Source organism: Vibrio sp. NC2 (genome assembly GCF_025195005.1).
GTDB classification, from domain to species: Bacteria; Pseudomonadota; Gammaproteobacteria; order Enterobacterales; family Vibrionaceae; genus Vibrio; species Vibrio splendidus.
Genome location: NZ_JANVFC010000004.1, coordinates 129931 through 144041 on the forward strand (window position 1 = coordinate 129931; position 14111 = coordinate 144041).

General features: G+C 44.4%; 14 protein-coding genes. 6 read left to right on the top strand and 8 right to left on the bottom strand.

The features are described from left to right. The first annotated feature begins 173 nt into the window (after positions 1–173). A complete protein-coding gene (locus NX845_RS07745) occupies positions 174–1760 on the top strand; it encodes an AbgT family transporter (RefSeq protein WP_004734363.1) in 1587 nt (528 codons plus the stop codon). 105 nt (positions 1761–1865) lie between these two features. On the opposite strand, the gene NX845_RS07750 is transcribed toward NX845_RS07745, so the two are convergent. The 3 genes from NX845_RS07750 to NX845_RS07760 form a co-directional block, all read right to left on the bottom strand. Beyond that, positions 1866–2621: a MipA/OmpV family protein gene (locus NX845_RS07750; RefSeq protein WP_017088920.1), complete on the bottom strand. Its 756-nt coding sequence runs from the start codon at positions 2619–2621 to the stop codon at positions 1866–1868. A gap of 117 nt (positions 2622–2738) precedes the next feature. Further along, on the bottom strand, positions 2739–3182 hold the full coding sequence (locus NX845_RS07755; protein WP_004734361.1) for a YaiI/YqxD family protein: 444 nt from the start codon (positions 3180–3182) through the stop codon (positions 2739–2741). An 89-nt stretch (positions 3183–3271) separates the two neighbouring features. Further along, a complete protein-coding gene (locus NX845_RS07760; RefSeq protein WP_016800689.1) occupies positions 3272–3556 on the bottom strand; it encodes a hypothetical protein in 285 nt (94 codons plus the stop codon). A 769-nt stretch (positions 3557–4325) separates the two neighbouring features. On the opposite strand from NX845_RS07760, the gene NX845_RS07765 reads away from it, so the two are divergent. Then, entirely contained in the window at positions 4326–4844 is a 519-nt protein-coding gene (locus NX845_RS07765) for a GNAT family N-acetyltransferase (protein WP_004734359.1), read from the top strand. Here NX845_RS07765 and NX845_RS07770 read toward each other — a convergent pair. Beyond that, entirely contained in the window at positions 4810–5118 is a 309-nt protein-coding gene (locus tag NX845_RS07770; RefSeq protein WP_004734358.1) for a DUF3301 domain-containing protein, read from the bottom strand. The two genes, NX845_RS07765 and NX845_RS07770, sit on opposite strands and share 35 nt — an antisense overlap. Positions 5119–5265: 147 nt before the next feature. After that, positions 5266–6306 (bottom strand): DUF3549 family protein, encoded by a 1041-nt coding sequence (locus NX845_RS07775; RefSeq protein ID WP_065681350.1) that lies wholly within the window; start codon positions 6304–6306, stop codon positions 5266–5268. 87 nt (positions 6307–6393) lie between these two features. On the opposite strand from NX845_RS07775, the gene NX845_RS07780 reads away from it, so the two are divergent. Both NX845_RS07780 and truC read left to right on the top strand, forming a co-directional pair. After that, positions 6394–6708 carry a YqcC family protein gene (locus NX845_RS07780; protein ID WP_065605779.1) on the top strand — a complete coding sequence of 105 codons (315 nt, stop codon included), beginning with the start codon at positions 6394–6396 and terminating at the stop codon, positions 6706–6708. Continuing rightward, a complete protein-coding gene (gene truC, locus NX845_RS07785) occupies positions 6708–7457 on the top strand; it encodes a tRNA pseudouridine(65) synthase TruC (protein ID WP_065605781.1) in 750 nt (249 codons plus the stop codon). Before NX845_RS07780 ends, truC begins: the two co-directional genes overlap by 1 nt. A gap of 125 nt (positions 7458–7582) precedes the next feature. Here truC and NX845_RS07790 read toward each other — a convergent pair whose 3' ends face one another. The 3 genes from NX845_RS07790 to map form a co-directional block, all read right to left on the bottom strand. After that, the gene (locus NX845_RS07790) at positions 7583–7966 is read right to left on the bottom strand and encodes a DUF3461 family protein (protein ID WP_004734354.1); all 384 of its coding nucleotides are present in this window, start codon (positions 7964–7966) and stop codon (positions 7583–7585) included. A 218-nt stretch (positions 7967–8184) separates the two neighbouring features. Continuing rightward, positions 8185–10806 carry a bifunctional uridylyltransferase/uridylyl-removing protein GlnD gene (glnD, locus tag NX845_RS07795; RefSeq protein WP_004734353.1) on the bottom strand — a complete coding sequence of 874 codons (2622 nt, stop codon included), beginning with the start codon at positions 10804–10806 and terminating at the stop codon, positions 8185–8187. Positions 10807–10944: 138 nt separating this feature from the next. After that, positions 10945–11823 (bottom strand): type I methionyl aminopeptidase, encoded by an 879-nt coding sequence (map, locus tag NX845_RS07800; RefSeq protein ID WP_004734352.1) that lies wholly within the window; start codon positions 11821–11823, stop codon positions 10945–10947. A gap of 458 nt (positions 11824–12281) precedes the next feature. On the opposite strand from map, the gene rpsB reads away from it, so the two are divergent. After that, the gene (rpsB, locus tag NX845_RS07805; protein ID WP_004734351.1) at positions 12282–13016 is read left to right on the top strand and encodes a 30S ribosomal protein S2; all 735 of its coding nucleotides are present in this window, start codon (positions 12282–12284) and stop codon (positions 13014–13016) included. Positions 13017–13154: 138 nt separating this feature from the next. Next, on the top strand, positions 13155–14000 hold the full coding sequence (gene tsf / locus NX845_RS07810) for a translation elongation factor Ts (RefSeq protein ID WP_017072670.1): 846 nt from the start codon (positions 13155–13157) through the stop codon (positions 13998–14000). The last annotated feature ends 111 nt before the right edge of the window (positions 14001–14111 follow it).

The following is a 14111-nucleotide window of genomic DNA, read 5'->3' on the forward strand; positions in this document are numbered from 1 at the left end:
TTTAATGTAGATTTATTTGCTAATTAATTGTTCTTATAGAGTTAAAAGTAGTCATTTGTTACACATTTTGTAACATTTTGAATTTCTAATTGATAATTTTGTCGCGTACTCTGCGCTGGCAATTTGAACATTTTTGTCACAATTGCACAGGAATCACTACAAGGAGGGAACTGATGAGTTCATCAGCTTCAATAAAAAACAACTCGCCAAAGAAACCAATTTTTACCCGCTTTCTCGATGGCGTTGAATATTTGGGGAACCTTTTACCCCACCCAATCACTCTTTTTGCAATCTTCTGTGTCGCAATCCTAGTATCTTCAGGAATTGCTGGTTACTTCGAAGTATCTGTAATGGATCCTCGCCCAGAAGGTGCTAGCGGTCGTGCTGCTGATGGCATGATCCACGTTGTAAGCTTACTTAATGCTGAAGGCTTACAACTCATCGTAACGAATCTAGTTTCGAACTTTGTTGGCTTTGCGCCACTTGGTACTGTGCTTGTTGCAATGCTAGGTGTTGCGATTGCTGAACACTCAGGTCTATTATCTGCGGCAATGCGCGGCATGGTAATGGGCGCATCTCAGCGCATGGTTACTGTAACCGTGGTATTTGCCGGTATTATCTCTAACACGGCATCTGAGCTGGGTTACGTAGTTCTTATCCCTCTTGCAGCAATGCTTTTCCACTCATTGGGTCGTCACCCATTAGCAGGTCTAGCGGCAGCATTTGCTGGTGTATCTGGTGGTTATTCTGCAAACCTACTTATCGGTACGGTTGATCCACTGCTTTCTGGTATTACAGAAACAGCGGCACAAATGCTTGATCCTTCTTACTCTGTTGGCCCTGAATCAAACTGGTACTTCATGTTTGTTTCGACCTTCTTTATCTCGATTGCAGGTGCATTGGTAACAGAGAAGATTGTTGAACCTAAGTTAGGTAAATACAACGATGAAGACGCATCTGAAGATCTTTCAAATGACTCGATGGGTAAACTTACTGCTATTGAGAAGAAAGGCCTTAAGCTAGCGGGTGTTGCTGTATTAATCGTGAGTGCACTTTTAGCTTGGACTGTGGTTCCTGCTGACGGTGTTCTGCGTTCAGAGGCCGGTACGATTTCAGGTTCTCCATTCCTGAAAAGTATCGTTGCGTTTATCTTTGTATTCTTTGCTATTCCTGGCTTTGTTTACGGCAAAGTTACGGGTTCAATGAAGAATGACCGTGATGTGATTAATGCAATGGCAACGTCTATGTCTTCAATGGGCATGTACATCGTTCTTGTATTCTTTGCTGCACAGTTTGTTGCTTTCTTTAAGTGGACGAACTTCGGTCAAGTGGTCGCTGTAGGCGGCGCAACATTCCTTCAGGATATTGGCCTAACGGGTCCAATGTTGTTCTTCGCATTCATCCTAATGTGTGGCTTCATTAACCTGATGATCGGTTCAGCTTCTGCACAGTGGGCAGTAACAGCGCCAATCTTCGTTCCAATGCTAATGCTAGTAGGCTACGCACCTGAAACGATTCAAGCGGCTTACCGTATCGGTGATTCAACAACGAACATCATTACACCAATGATGAGCTACTTCGGTCTTATCCTTGCCGTAGCAACTCGCTACATGAAGAACCTAGGTATCGGTACACTGATCGCGACCATGTTGCCTTACTCAATGGTATTCATGTTCGGTTGGAGCATCTTGTTCTACTTATGGGTATTCGTATTTGGTCTACCAGTAGGTCCAGGCGCTGCAACGTACTACACGCCTTAGTGAACGGTGATAGGCGAACATTTCGATTCGCTTATCAACTGAATAAAAGACGAGATACCAAAGAGCCTGCATTGATGTAGGCTCTTTTTGTTTGAGTCAGTAAACTTACAATCCCGCAAACCGATAGGTAACGCCTAGTTCGAATGACCAGCCCAAGTCTCGTTGTATCAACGCGCTGTCGCTGTCGTGATGAATCAAGTCTGCGCGTGCGATACCAATCCAAGTTGGCGTAAACTCATAAAGCCCGATTAACCCTGCTTGATAAACAAACGTCGAACCCGCATCAAACTGATTTAACCCTGAGGCAGAAGATTCGGTGTTAGAAATACCATACAGGTGATTGGACAGTTTCTTGTCACGATAATCGACTTCTAGGTAGGGCGTAATGGTGAATTGCTGTGTCCAGGTTTCTAACGTTCTGCCTAAGTGAAGCTGAACTTCGTAGCCGTTATGTTCTGAAGTCACATCGTGTAAGTAGGTGAGGCGTGCGCCTACCGTTCCTAAGGTTATCCCCAGCTCTCCATTGCCATCTCTGTCTTGAATGCCGTTAGGTAGGTCAACGAAGGTGTCTGACACTTCAGCAAAGCGCCAATTTCCAGATAACCCTACGTAAGGCAGCAGTTGCCAATTGGCTAAGCTACCATCGATAAAGCCTTTCGGTCCTGAATAGAATAGGTTGGGTGTCGCGCCAAATTGAGGGGCACTTTTAGTCGAGAAAACACTTTCACCATAGGTGATGCTGCCTCCGATGATTCCGTACTCTTGATCAGTAAAGTGCTCATCGGCAAAGCTTTCATCAGCAAAAGAAAGTTGGGTGTTACCAAAAAGAATGGATAGCGAGAGGGCTATTTGGCGAATCATAAGCAATACTCCGTTATTGTAATAAATATTAAGAACGGAGTATGTCGATTAAAATTTCATCTGGGCTACAGCAGTTAAGAGACGACTTCTAAAGTTGTCGTCATTCAAATACTGCGGTTAGCGTTTAGCTAGCAGGCGATCGAGGTGGTTTGCGAACTCACGACGGTCGGTTTGAGAAAGGGTGCTTGGTCCGCCAGTTTGGATGCCACTTGAACGCATAGTGTCCATAAAGTCTCGAATATTGAGACGCGCTTTGATGGTTTCTTTGGTGTAAAGCTCGCCGCGAGAACTTAAAGCAAGAGCACCTTTGGTGATCACTTCATCCGCTAGAGGAATGTCAGAGGTAATCACCAGATCGCCGGGTTCAGTGCGTTTTACGATTTCATCATCTGCAATATCAAATCCGCTTGGAACTTGAATTGAGTGAATGTTATTACGCTTGGGTACGGGAACCAAATGGTTCGCGACAAAGGTACATTCGACCCCTGTGCGTTCAGCTGCGCGTACGATTGTTTCACGGATAACCTTTGGACAAGCGTCCGCATCAACCCATATCTTCATAGTGTTCTATTTCTCTGTTAGCTTATTTATCGGTCAACTTATTGCTCAGTTGCCTTATTGGCCAGTTAACTTATTGCTCAGTTAACTTATTACTCAGTTAATTTGGCTTCAAGCGTGGCAACGCGAGCGGTAAGTTCAAGGATTTGCTTTTCCAGTTGGCTAACACGATCAAGTGTCGGCTCTTCTTGTGTCGCGACTTCAACTTTAGGGACGCGATTGGCGCTTTTCCAGCTTTTGATAGTCATGATTAAAGCTGGCATCGGAACGGATGTGCTCATACGAGCTTTAACTAAAGCAACTGTCGGCTCTTTCCCTTGTGCTTGCAGTCCTTCAAGCACTGATTTCAACTCTTCAGACACATCTTTTGTCAGCATGTTGACCTCCATTTTTAGTCTTTGGTCATTTTACTCGCTCCGGTGAATGATAGCGAATCATAAAACCGCCCATAGCTTGTGAGAGATCTCTTACAAAGGCTGTGAGATAACACGAATACATCACTAGAGAGATTTAAGTGCATATGGTTAAGCTTTTGAATTTTAATTGTTTTATATAATTAACAACTTTATTGAATTGAAAGTGTGATGCAAATCTATTGTCCAAAATCCTAAATCGCGTAAATTAAACCTTGTCGGAAGGATTCTGACACGGAACAGGAAAGCACCAAGGATTTGGTTATCTTCAGGATGAAGATTTGGTTACTTAGGATTGAGTAGTCAAGCATGGAGCGTAAGGACATTGTAGGGATACAGCCAGTTAACAGGAAGTTAGCTGCAACGGAATGACAATGGACACCTTTAGGATTTAAAGGGTTGGATTAGCATCAGGACGATGTAAAGGACACCGCTCACGGAACAAGTGATGTGCGCTAACTAGGATTGTTAGCTTTCAGGATGATTGGACACCGCTAGGACGGCGAAGTAAAGGAAAGAGCTGAAGGATTACAGCCACTATTATGGATGATGCATGGAGCATTTATTAGTAGCCGGACTGCTGCGAGTAAGACCCTAGCCCTGACACTTCGGTGTCGGGGCTTTTCTTTATCTGAGGCTTTTCTCTATCTAGGGGCTCTTTTTAATCGAGAGCTTTTTCATCTAAGAGCGCAACATCTGCTTTTCTGCTAATGGTCAACACAAGGAGTGTTTTATGACGATAGCAACCTCAAGAACGCTGTTGGTACCTTATACCGAACAGCTACAACACGACTTTATCAAGTTGAATTGCTGCCCCATTAATCGTGCTGAAATGAATGGGCCGCACTCTATCGCCTCTGCAAAACACCTATTTCAAGAAATACTGAACGATAACGTCGGTTTTTGCCGTGCCATTATCCACAACCAAACCCGTGAATACCTTGGGCATTTGTTTGTTTCGTCTGAAGAAGGGAAGCATGAACTAGGATTTATTCTAGACAAGGAGTTTTGGAATCAAGGTCTTGCTAGCGAAGTGCTAAAACCTTTCTTCAGTTTGGTGTGTTTTGAAGAGCACCTAACGAATGTTGTTGCGACCGTTAATGTCGGTCATAACCCATCGATTAAGTTACTCGAAAAGTTAGGCTTTGCATTTAAAGAGACCAAACAAGATCAGTTTGGCCCTTATCATGAATATCGTTATACCGAGTTTTGCGACGTTACATTCTATGAGGCTGTAGCTCAAACCGCATAGAGCGGAAGCCGACCATAGTCAGTTTTCCTTGGTACAGATCATCACCCAATGCTGAAAACTCAAATTGGTACACAGTGTGCCAGCGCCAAATGGTGGTTAGCTCATGGCGCATCTTAAATTTATGACCACTGAAGGCAACGCTTAGTAGCTGCAAGTCGAGCTCTTTACATTTTCTCGCAATGGCAGTTTTCGCAAGCTCTGATTGCCTGCGCTGCTGCCAAAAGAAAAAGCAAAAGAAGCACAGCATCAAAATAGCCAATAAGTTATCTATCATTTAATCCATACTTCCTTTTATCTCTCTATTCCAATCGTGTTTTGAGCATGCTCTTACGAGCTATTGGGCTTGTTTTTACGAGCTATTGAACTGGTCCGTTACTTGAGCCAGCATGTGCTTCAGTTAATCCGGTATTGATTTACCCTACTATTGAGACTTAGCCGCTTGTTGTAACTCAATCAATGCGTTGGCGAGCTCAGGTGATGGGTTCGAATTCAACAAGGGTAAAAATACCATTCTTAGTGTCGGAATCATCACTAAATCTGCAAATAACTGATTGAACAGGTTTTGATTGCCCGTTTGTGCGAGACGTAGCAAGAATTGCTCAGCAATCGCAGGGTCTTGTAGTGCATGCCAGCTGCGACCCGCTAAACCAATCAACACTTCTTGGTGGCTCAAGCGTGGACTAGCCAGAACTTGGTTAATGGTGTTATTCGCGATCCCTTGTTCTGCACCAGAAAGGGCACGAACCAAAGCTGAAAGTAAGAACAAATCAGGCTCTTTGCTTGCGATCTCATTCTCCGCAAGCTCTTGTAAGCGTTGCGCGAGTTTGTCATTGATTTGTGTATGCTCAAGCGCGCCTAACGTGGCGTATAGCGGTTCTGATGGCAGCTTATTGATGGCTTTGCGAATAGAGACACCGTTTTGTTGGCTGCCTAAACGCGCGCACATATCGGTGATGCCTTGTAGTCCAACCGTTTTCCAGTTATCCCAACCAAGCTCACCTGTGAAGTAATGCTGAGCGTGCTCGTAATATTGGCTCGTCGCAAGGTCTAAACCTGCTCTTACTTGGCTATGAAATACAGCCATTTTGTCTTCAGAAGGCTTGAAGGTATAAGGGTTGTTTGACAGCTTTTGCTGTTGCTCTTCGCTGATATCGCCGTTCAAACGCGTGCCCATTGCTTCGATAACAAACTTAAGAAAATTACCCACATCGCCTTGATGCAGTAGGCCTCTTTCGTCTAGCTTGAATTTTAGAAACCAAATCCATGGCTGTTTGTGTTCGTTCCAGTAGCTAATGGCTAAGTGAGCTTGTTTCTGAAGTGGAAACGGGTATGGCTGTTTCCCCTGCTCAACATCAGAGAATAGGGTGTTGTCGATCTTCTGGATACGACGACCTAGGTCGTAGATGTCGTATTGGCAACCGCTATTCTTTAGCAACTGAGTGAGCGTGTGAATGGTTTCCATAGTAATAAAGCTCCTAACTTTCTTTCCTAAATAGATGGTACTCTATGCCCCAATTTCAAGGTCACTAGATAAATAACTTGGTGAAAAATGACAACAGCCACAAAGTTACCTCTTTTACTTCAACAATTAGAACAACAAATGCGCCAATGTTCCCTATGGAGCGATGTTTCACCTTCGGATGAAGCTCTGGCGAGCGTTGAGCCTTTTGCGATTGACTCGCTACAGCCAGAAGAGTGGTTGCAGTGGATCTTTATCGTAAAGATCAACGCAATGATGGATGCACAAATGAGCCTACCGAGAGGCTTTGCGATTCATCCTTATTTTGGTGAAGTATGGAAAAATGAGGCAGAAAAAGCTGAACTGCTAGTGACGATTCAGAGTATTGATGAGGTATGTGCGTAATGTTAGAGATCATTTATCATGATGAGTACTTTGTCGCGGTGAATAAGCCAGCCGGCATGCTAGTACACCGCTCATGGCTCGATAAACACGAGACTCAATTTGTTATGCAGACACTGCGAGATCAAATTGGTCAGCATGTATTTCCATTGCATCGCTTAGACAGACCGACATCTGGTGTGTTGGTGTTTGCGTTGTCGAGCGAGGTTGCTTCACAGGTGATGCCGATGTTCGCTAACCATGAGATGCAAAAAACCTATCATGCGATTGTTCGTGGTTGGATAGAAGAAGGTGATACGCTCGACTACGCACTCAAGGTCGAGTTGGATAAGATCGCAGACAAGTTTGCAAAAGAAGACAAAGAACCACAAGAAGCCGTCACCGTTTACGAGCCGTTAGCGAAAGTCGAAGTGCCGTATTCAACAGGCCGTTTTCCTACCAGTCGTTATTGCTTAGTTGAGATGATGCCTAAGACAGGACGTAAACATCAGCTGCGTCGTCACATGGCTCATCTAAGACATCCAATCGTTGGCGATACTTCACATGGTGATGGTAAGCACAACCGACTGTTCCGCGATGATTTAGACTCACACCGTCTGTTGTTGCACGCTTCTGAGTTGCGTTTCATTCATCCTTTTACAAAGAAAGAATTAGTAATGAAAGCCAGCCTAGATGAAACGTGGCTAAGGTTGTTTGAAACCTTTGAGTGGGATACCAGCTTGGTGAATGCTGAAGCACGGTCGTCTAAGTAAAGACCAGGCGTCTAGTAAACATAGAGAATAGAATAAAAATAAAGGGCTGATAGTGATATCAGCCCTTTTTGTGTCTATGCAATCTTAGCGGTAAAACTAATGTTAGTTAGTCGCTCATCGCGGGATCATTTCAGCTTTTCTAGATCGGCTTCGATCTCTGCGATCTTACTTGATACAACCTTCTCTAAGTGGCGTAAGTCGGTAAGGATCTTCTGCTTCACATCGACCTCAGCGGTTGGCGTCGGTTTGGTGATCTTATTGAGCTCATCAATCACAAGAGTGAGGTTGCGGTTAATCTCAGTCACTTCTTTGTATTGATTATTGCCACCGCTAACAAGCACACTTTTTACTTGTCGTGGGTACTTAAACTTAACGCTTTTCGCGAACAGTTCACCTTTCTGCTTACGAAAGTAAATCTTCAGGATATCTTTATGAGCTTCTTGGCGAAGGGAGTAACGTTCAATCTGTTTAGGTTCGTGGATACCTAAGCCAGTGAGGTTTGGATACATAAGCGACCTCTAGGTTATGAATGTAATACTTTTATGTAATTGACTTGATCAATGTAGCAGCCTAACGACGAGCTAGATAGTTGATATCTGTGAATTGATTGTAAGTTGTGGGCAAGATCGCTCTCTATCTTTGCCCACACTTATTTGGTTATTAAAGCTGTTCCTAGAGCTAAACTTGTTTCCTAGTCATAACTTACTTCTAGCACTAAATTAGCTTTCTAAGGTGCGAGTTCTGAAACATGCTCAGTTAACCTTTCTCTTAGCGCTTGTTCCTGTTCTTCAGACAGTCTGCCTCCCGCGTCACTGGTCAGAATAAACAAATCTTCAGCTCTCTCACCTATGGTGGTGATTTTCGCACCGTGCAAGTTGATGTCTAATTCTGCAAAGGTTGCACCGACTTGAGCCAACAACCCTGGCGTATCAAGAGCTCTTAACTCCATCAAGGTGCGTTTCTTACTCTTGGTTGGTAGGAACTCAACTAAGGTTTTCACCTTGAAATGCTGCAAGTTACGTGGCGTACGACGAGTCTTAATCTTAGTTGGGCGGCCATCAGCCAGAACATGAGTTAGATGCTTAGCGACGGCTTTGTGTCTTGCTTCATCGATCGCTTCGCCGTGCTGATCCAGTACGATAAAGGTATCCAAAACGTGGCCATCTTTACTGACCATGACTTGTGCGTCGTGAACGTTAAAGTTGCGTCTGTCGAGCTCGGCAACGACGGTCGCAAAAAGTGCCGCTTGGTCTTTACAGTAAACGAATACCTCTGTGCCGCCACGTGTCGCTTTTTGGCTGATAAGCACTAAAGGTTGACTCGGATCTTCTAAGCGAAGTAAGTGTTCACAGTGCCATGCGATTTGAGTGTGTGTATGACGCAAGAAATAGTCAGCCTTGAAACGCTGCCACAACACCTCAATCTCACGAGCCGTGAAGCCTTCTTTACGCAGCAGTGCAGATGCCATTTGCTGGTTATGACGAATACGGTCTCTGACATCGACTGGGTTTTCCAAGCCGCGACGCAGTGCGCGCTGCGTAGAATGGAACAGTTCTGCGAGTAGGGTACGTTTCCAGCTGTTCCATAGTTCTGGGTTGGTTGCACAGATATCGGCTACCGTTAGGCACACCAGCAGTTCTAACGACTCTTCGTCGCGAACTTTCTTGGCGAACTCTGTGATTACGTCCGGATCGTAGATATCACGGCGTTGAGCGGTCACTGACATTAACAGGTGGTTTTGTACTAGCCACGCGACTTGTTTGGCTTCTGGCTTTGATAGCCCGTGTTCAATACAGAAAGAGTAAGCTTCTACAGCGCCAATTTCTGAGTGGTCTCCGCCGCGGCCTTTACCGATGTCGTGGAAGATAGCCGCCAGAATCAACAGCTCTTTCTTTTGAACTCGTGGATACACTTCACAACAGATAGGGTGCTTATCGTGGTTCTCGATTTGGCCAAAGCGGTTGATGTGTTTGAGTAGGCGAATACTGTGTTCATCTACGGTGTAAACGTGAAAAAGATCAAACTGCATTTGACCAACAATTTGGCTCCACTGTGGCAAATAGGCCGATAGCACGCCCAATTTGTGCATCAAACTAAAGGCTTTGTGCAGTGCATTTGGGTGGCGAACCAAATCCATGAACTTGTCACGAGCTTCAGGAATGGTATGCAAGAAGCGATTCAATCGGCGACGTGCGGTTCGCAGTTGTCGCAATGTTGGTGGGCTTACCCCTTCGATAGAAGAGTCATTCGCGATATGGATAAACATATCGAGAATCGTTTCTGGTCTCGCTTGGAATAGAGCCGGCTTACGCGCTTCGATCAATGAACCTCGACGTTGGAAGTCGTTGTCGAGAATCTCGGCTTCTTGTGTTTGACCGCCATTGATGATCGCTTGATCGAACAACTTAAGCAGCATCTTATTGAGCTCAGCTACGCGGCGAAGTGTTCGATAGAACTCTTTCATCATCATCTCGACGCCACGGTTGCCTTCACCACTGTAACCTAGGTGTTCCGCTACCTGAGCTTGATGGGCAAATGTGAGACGGTTGTCGTAACGGCGCAGTTCAATGTGTAGTGCAAAGCGAACACGCCACAAGAAATCTTGGCACTCGACCAACTCACGATATTCAGCATCGGTTAGAAAGCCGTATTTGCTCATCTCCAATAAAGACGTTGCACCAAAATGTCGACGCGCAACCCAGCTCAGGGTGTGGATGTCTCTGAGCCCTCCCGGAGTCGATTTGATGTCCGGTTCTAAATTATAGGTTGTGTCGTGGTAGCGAGCATGACGCTCTCTCTGTTCTTGAATCTTGGCTTTGTAAAACGTCTCACTTGGCCAAAATGAATCGGAATGAATCTTTAGCTTCAGCTCTTGGAAGGTGTCTTCACTGCCACACAGTAAGCGCGATTCTTGCAGGTTAGTGGCAACGGTTAAATCATCGGTGCCGATCTCAAGACACTCTGCAATGGTACGCACCGCGTGGCCGACTTCGAGTTTCAAGTCCCAGAGTAGTGTAATGAATTGACTGACTTTTTCACCCAGTGCGGGTGGCAGTGTTTTTTGTGAGACGATGAGGATGTCAATATCGGACAAAGGGTGTAGTTCACCACGGCCATAGCCTCCCACCGCAACAAGTGAAATATGAGGCAGTTTGTTGAATCCAAAATGCTCCCATAAACGATTGAGAAGCAAATCCATGTATTCGGAACGAAGCAGCACCAAATCGGTGACTGGATGATGATTCAGAAATTCATTTTTTTGATACTGCGTGAAGATTTCGAGCTGATTTTTTATTTCGCAGATTTCAATTTGTTCTTCATTGAACGTAAGGGGACATTGATAAGGCATAGTCTGCTATCCGTGCAAGCAAATGAGAATAGTAAACAATTTAACAGAAGCTGATGGAAAATCGAAATTGAGCGGATAAAAAAATATCCTCGATAGGCGAGGATATTTTTAAAAGTCTGAGGTATTCAGCTTGTTGAACTAAGCGTTCTTCATGATACGTGGAATCGTATCGTCGCTGCGTAGTGTTAGTACCTCACAACCAGTATCCGTTACAACCAGAGTGTGTTCCCACTGAGCTGAGTTCTTGCTGTCTGCTGTGTACACTGTCCAGCTATCTTCGTCATCTAGACGACAGCCAAACTTACCCGCATTGATCATTGGCTCGATTGTGAAACACATGCCTGCTTTCAGTACGGTACGGTCGCTGTTTTTGTAGTGAACGACTTGTGGATCTTCGTGGAACTCAGAACCAATACCGTGGCCACAGTAATCTTTAACAATAGAGAATTTAGCGCGTGGGTTGTTCTTGTTGTTTGTTTTGATGTACTTCTCAATAGCAGTACCGATTTGGCCAAGTTGAACACCTGGTTTAACCTGACGCATGCCTTCGTAAAGTGCTTCTTGAGCAACCATACACAGACGTTTGTTTGCTGGAGAAACTTCACCCACAAGGAACATCTTAGATGTGTCACCGTGGTAGCCTTGTGGACGAACACTTAGATCAGCATTTTCGTCATCAGGAACAATCACAGTGATATCAACGTTTAGAATGTCGCCATCTTTTAGTACTGCAGGTTTGAATTGACCTGTGCTACCCGTCTCATCTTGTGATGCTGGAATACCGTGACACACGATGTGGTTGATAGAAGTACAGATTGACTTAGGGAAACCGTGGTAATCAAGTGGTGCTGAGTATGCGCCTCTTTCTAGAGCGTACTCATGACAGATTTGGTTTAGTTCCTCTGTCGTTGTACCCACTTGGATGTGAGGTTCAATCATCTCTAGAATTTCTGAAGCCAGCTTGCCGGCAACGCGCATTTTTTCAATTTCTTCAGCAGTTTTAATTTTTACAGCCATTGCATATCTCTTAAATTTGGTAGCACCTAAGTGTGCATATTGGGGCTATTCTAGCAGTGCAGTATTTTAGCGCAACATTCTGATACCCATATAATGCTGGTGGACATTACTAAGCATGATTGAATAGTGTTCAAATTTAGACAGTTTGTCTCTTGTGTTATTGATACTCTTTATAAGAGAAATACAGTGTCAAAGATCAGTATAGCAGTCGCCATTTTTAGATTTTTTTCTAGCCATAGATAGACAAAATATGGTATAAAGCGCGCCGGACATCAGGACTGTTTTCTCCATTTGGCGAAACAAGCTTTGTGTCCATTAACTTATTTCTTTAAATCACACACATTCCGACACATGTTCCGGGGTGCCTCAACAACACAGATAACGGCTGAAAAGTGGTTAGTTGTTAGGGGTCGGATTCATGGGGAGTGTGGAGGCCTAACCCCATAGAGGATTTTAAAATGGCAACTGTATCAATGCGCGATATGCTTAAAGCTGGTGTTCACTTCGGTCACCAAACTCGTTACTGGAACCCAAAAATGAAGCCATTCATCTTTGGTGCTCGTAGCAAAGTTCATATCATCAACTTAGAAAAAACTGTACCAATGTTCAACGAAGCTCTAGCTGAAATTGCTAAAGTTGGCGAGAAGAAAGGTAAAGTTCTTTTTGTTGGTACTAAGCGTGCTGCATCTGAAGCTGTTAAAGAAGCTGCTATCAACAGCAACCAGTTCTACGTTAACAACCGCTGGTTAGGCGGTATGCTAACGAACTACAAAACTGTTCGTCAGTCTATCAAGCGTCTGAAAGAACTTGAAGCGCAAGCTCAAGACGGTACTTTCGACAAGCTTACTAAGAAAGAAGCTCTAATGCGTACTCGCGAAATGGAGAAGCTAGAGAAATCTCTTGGTGGTATCAAGAACATGGGCGGCCTACCTGACGCTCTATTCGTAATCGATGCTGATCACGAACACATCGCAGTTAAAGAAGCTAACAACCTAGGTATCCCAGTTTACGCTGTAGTTGATACTAACTCTAACCCAGACGGCATTGACTTCATCATTCCTGGTAATGACGATGCAATCCGTGCAGTACAGCTTTACCTTAACGCTGCTGCTGACGCGGTTAAAGAAGGCCGTAACAAAGACGTTGTTATCGCTGCTGCTGCTGAAAAAGACGGTTTCGTAGAAGCTGAATAATAGCGGCTCTGAGCCATATTTAGTTCATATTCAGGTGTCATATTGATATTTGAAGCAAGCTAAATACAGTCAATATCAGGGGCCATTTAATGAGGCCCCTGTTTTTTATCTTTTTTAGAATTTACTGAGGAATAGAGAATGGCAACTGTAACTGCAGCTCTAGTTAAAGAACTTCGTGAACGCACAGCTGCGGGCATGATGGAATGTAAAAAAGCGCTTGTTGCTGCTGAAGGCGACATCGAGCTAGCAATTGAAAATATGCGTAAATCTGGCGCAGCGAAAGCAGCTAAAAAAGCTGGTAACGTTGCTGCAGAAGGCACAATCGTTATTAAAGAAGACGCTGGCGTTGCTGCTCTTCTTGAAGTTAACTGCCAAACTGATTTCGTAGCTAAAGATGCAGGTTTCCTTGCATTCGCTAACGAAGTTGCTGAAGCTGCTCTAGCAGAGCGTTTAGATATCGTTGCACTTCAAGCTAAGTTTGAAGACGCACGTATTGCGCTAGTAACTAAAATCGGTGAAAACATCAGCATCCGTCGCGTTGAGCTAATCGAAGGTGTTGCACTTGCTTCTTACCGTCACGGCGAGAAAATCGGTGTTGTTGTTGCTGGTGAAGGCGAAGCTGAAACGCTTAAGCACATCGCTATGCACGTTGCTGCTTCTAAGCCTGAGTACGTTAACCCATCTGACGTACCTGCAGACGTAGTAGAAAAAGAAAAAGCTGTTCAAGTTGAAATCGCTATGAACGAAGGCAAACCACAAGAGATCGCTGAGAAAATGGTTATCGGCCGTATGAAGAAATTCACGGGCGAAGTATCTCTTACTGGTCAAGCTTTCATCATGGAACCTAAGAAAACTGTTGCTGACATTCTTAAAGAGAAAGGCGCATCAGTTACTACCTTCGTTCGTTTAGAAGTTGGTGAAGGTATCGAGAAAGCGGCTGAAATGAGCTTCGCAGACGAAGTTGCAGCGGTACAACAAGGTTAATCCTTAGTGTATTGATTAAAAAAGACCGTGGCAAATGCTGCGGTCTTTTTATGAATAATGAATTATTTTTCGGCTGTTAGCTGTTATGAATGCAAACTGAGCTCTTCAGTT

Bases quoted from the DNA above. Each gene is read 5' to 3' on its own strand.
- map (WP_004734352.1), bottom strand. From the start codon at position 11,823: ATGGCTGTAAAAATTAAAACTGCTGAAGAAATTGAAAAAATGCGCGTT.
- NX845_RS07760 (WP_016800689.1), bottom strand. From the start codon at position 3,556: ATGCTGACAAAAGATGTGTCTGAAGAGTTGAAATCAGTGCTTGAAGGA.
- NX845_RS07775 (WP_065681350.1), bottom strand. From the start codon at position 6,306: ATGGAAACCATTCACACGCTCACTCAGTTGCTAAAGAATAGCGGTTGC.
- tsf (WP_017072670.1), top strand. From the start codon at position 13,155: ATGGCAACTGTAACTGCAGCTCTAGTTAAAGAACTTCGTGAACGCACA.
- glnD (WP_004734353.1), bottom strand. From the start codon at position 10,806: ATGCCTTATCAATGTCCCCTTACGTTCAATGAAGAACAAATTGAAATC.
- rpsB (WP_004734351.1), top strand. From the start codon at position 12,282: ATGGCAACTGTATCAATGCGCGATATGCTTAAAGCTGGTGTTCACTTC.
- NX845_RS07780 (WP_065605779.1), top strand. From the start codon at position 6,394: ATGACAACAGCCACAAAGTTACCTCTTTTACTTCAACAATTAGAACAA.
- NX845_RS07765 (WP_004734359.1), top strand. From the start codon at position 4,326: ATGACGATAGCAACCTCAAGAACGCTGTTGGTACCTTATACCGAACAG.
- NX845_RS07745 (WP_004734363.1), top strand. From the start codon at position 174: ATGAGTTCATCAGCTTCAATAAAAAACAACTCGCCAAAGAAACCAATT.
- NX845_RS07770 (WP_004734358.1), bottom strand. From the start codon at position 5,118: ATGATAGATAACTTATTGGCTATTTTGATGCTGTGCTTCTTTTGCTTT.
- NX845_RS07755 (WP_004734361.1), bottom strand. From the start codon at position 3,182: ATGAAGATATGGGTTGATGCGGACGCTTGTCCAAAGGTTATCCGTGAA.
- NX845_RS07750 (WP_017088920.1), bottom strand. From the start codon at position 2,621: ATGATTCGCCAAATAGCCCTCTCGCTATCCATTCTTTTTGGTAACACC.
- NX845_RS07790 (WP_004734354.1), bottom strand. From the start codon at position 7,966: ATGTATCCAAACCTCACTGGCTTAGGTATCCACGAACCTAAACAGATT.
- truC (WP_065605781.1), top strand. From the start codon at position 6,708: ATGTTAGAGATCATTTATCATGATGAGTACTTTGTCGCGGTGAATAAG.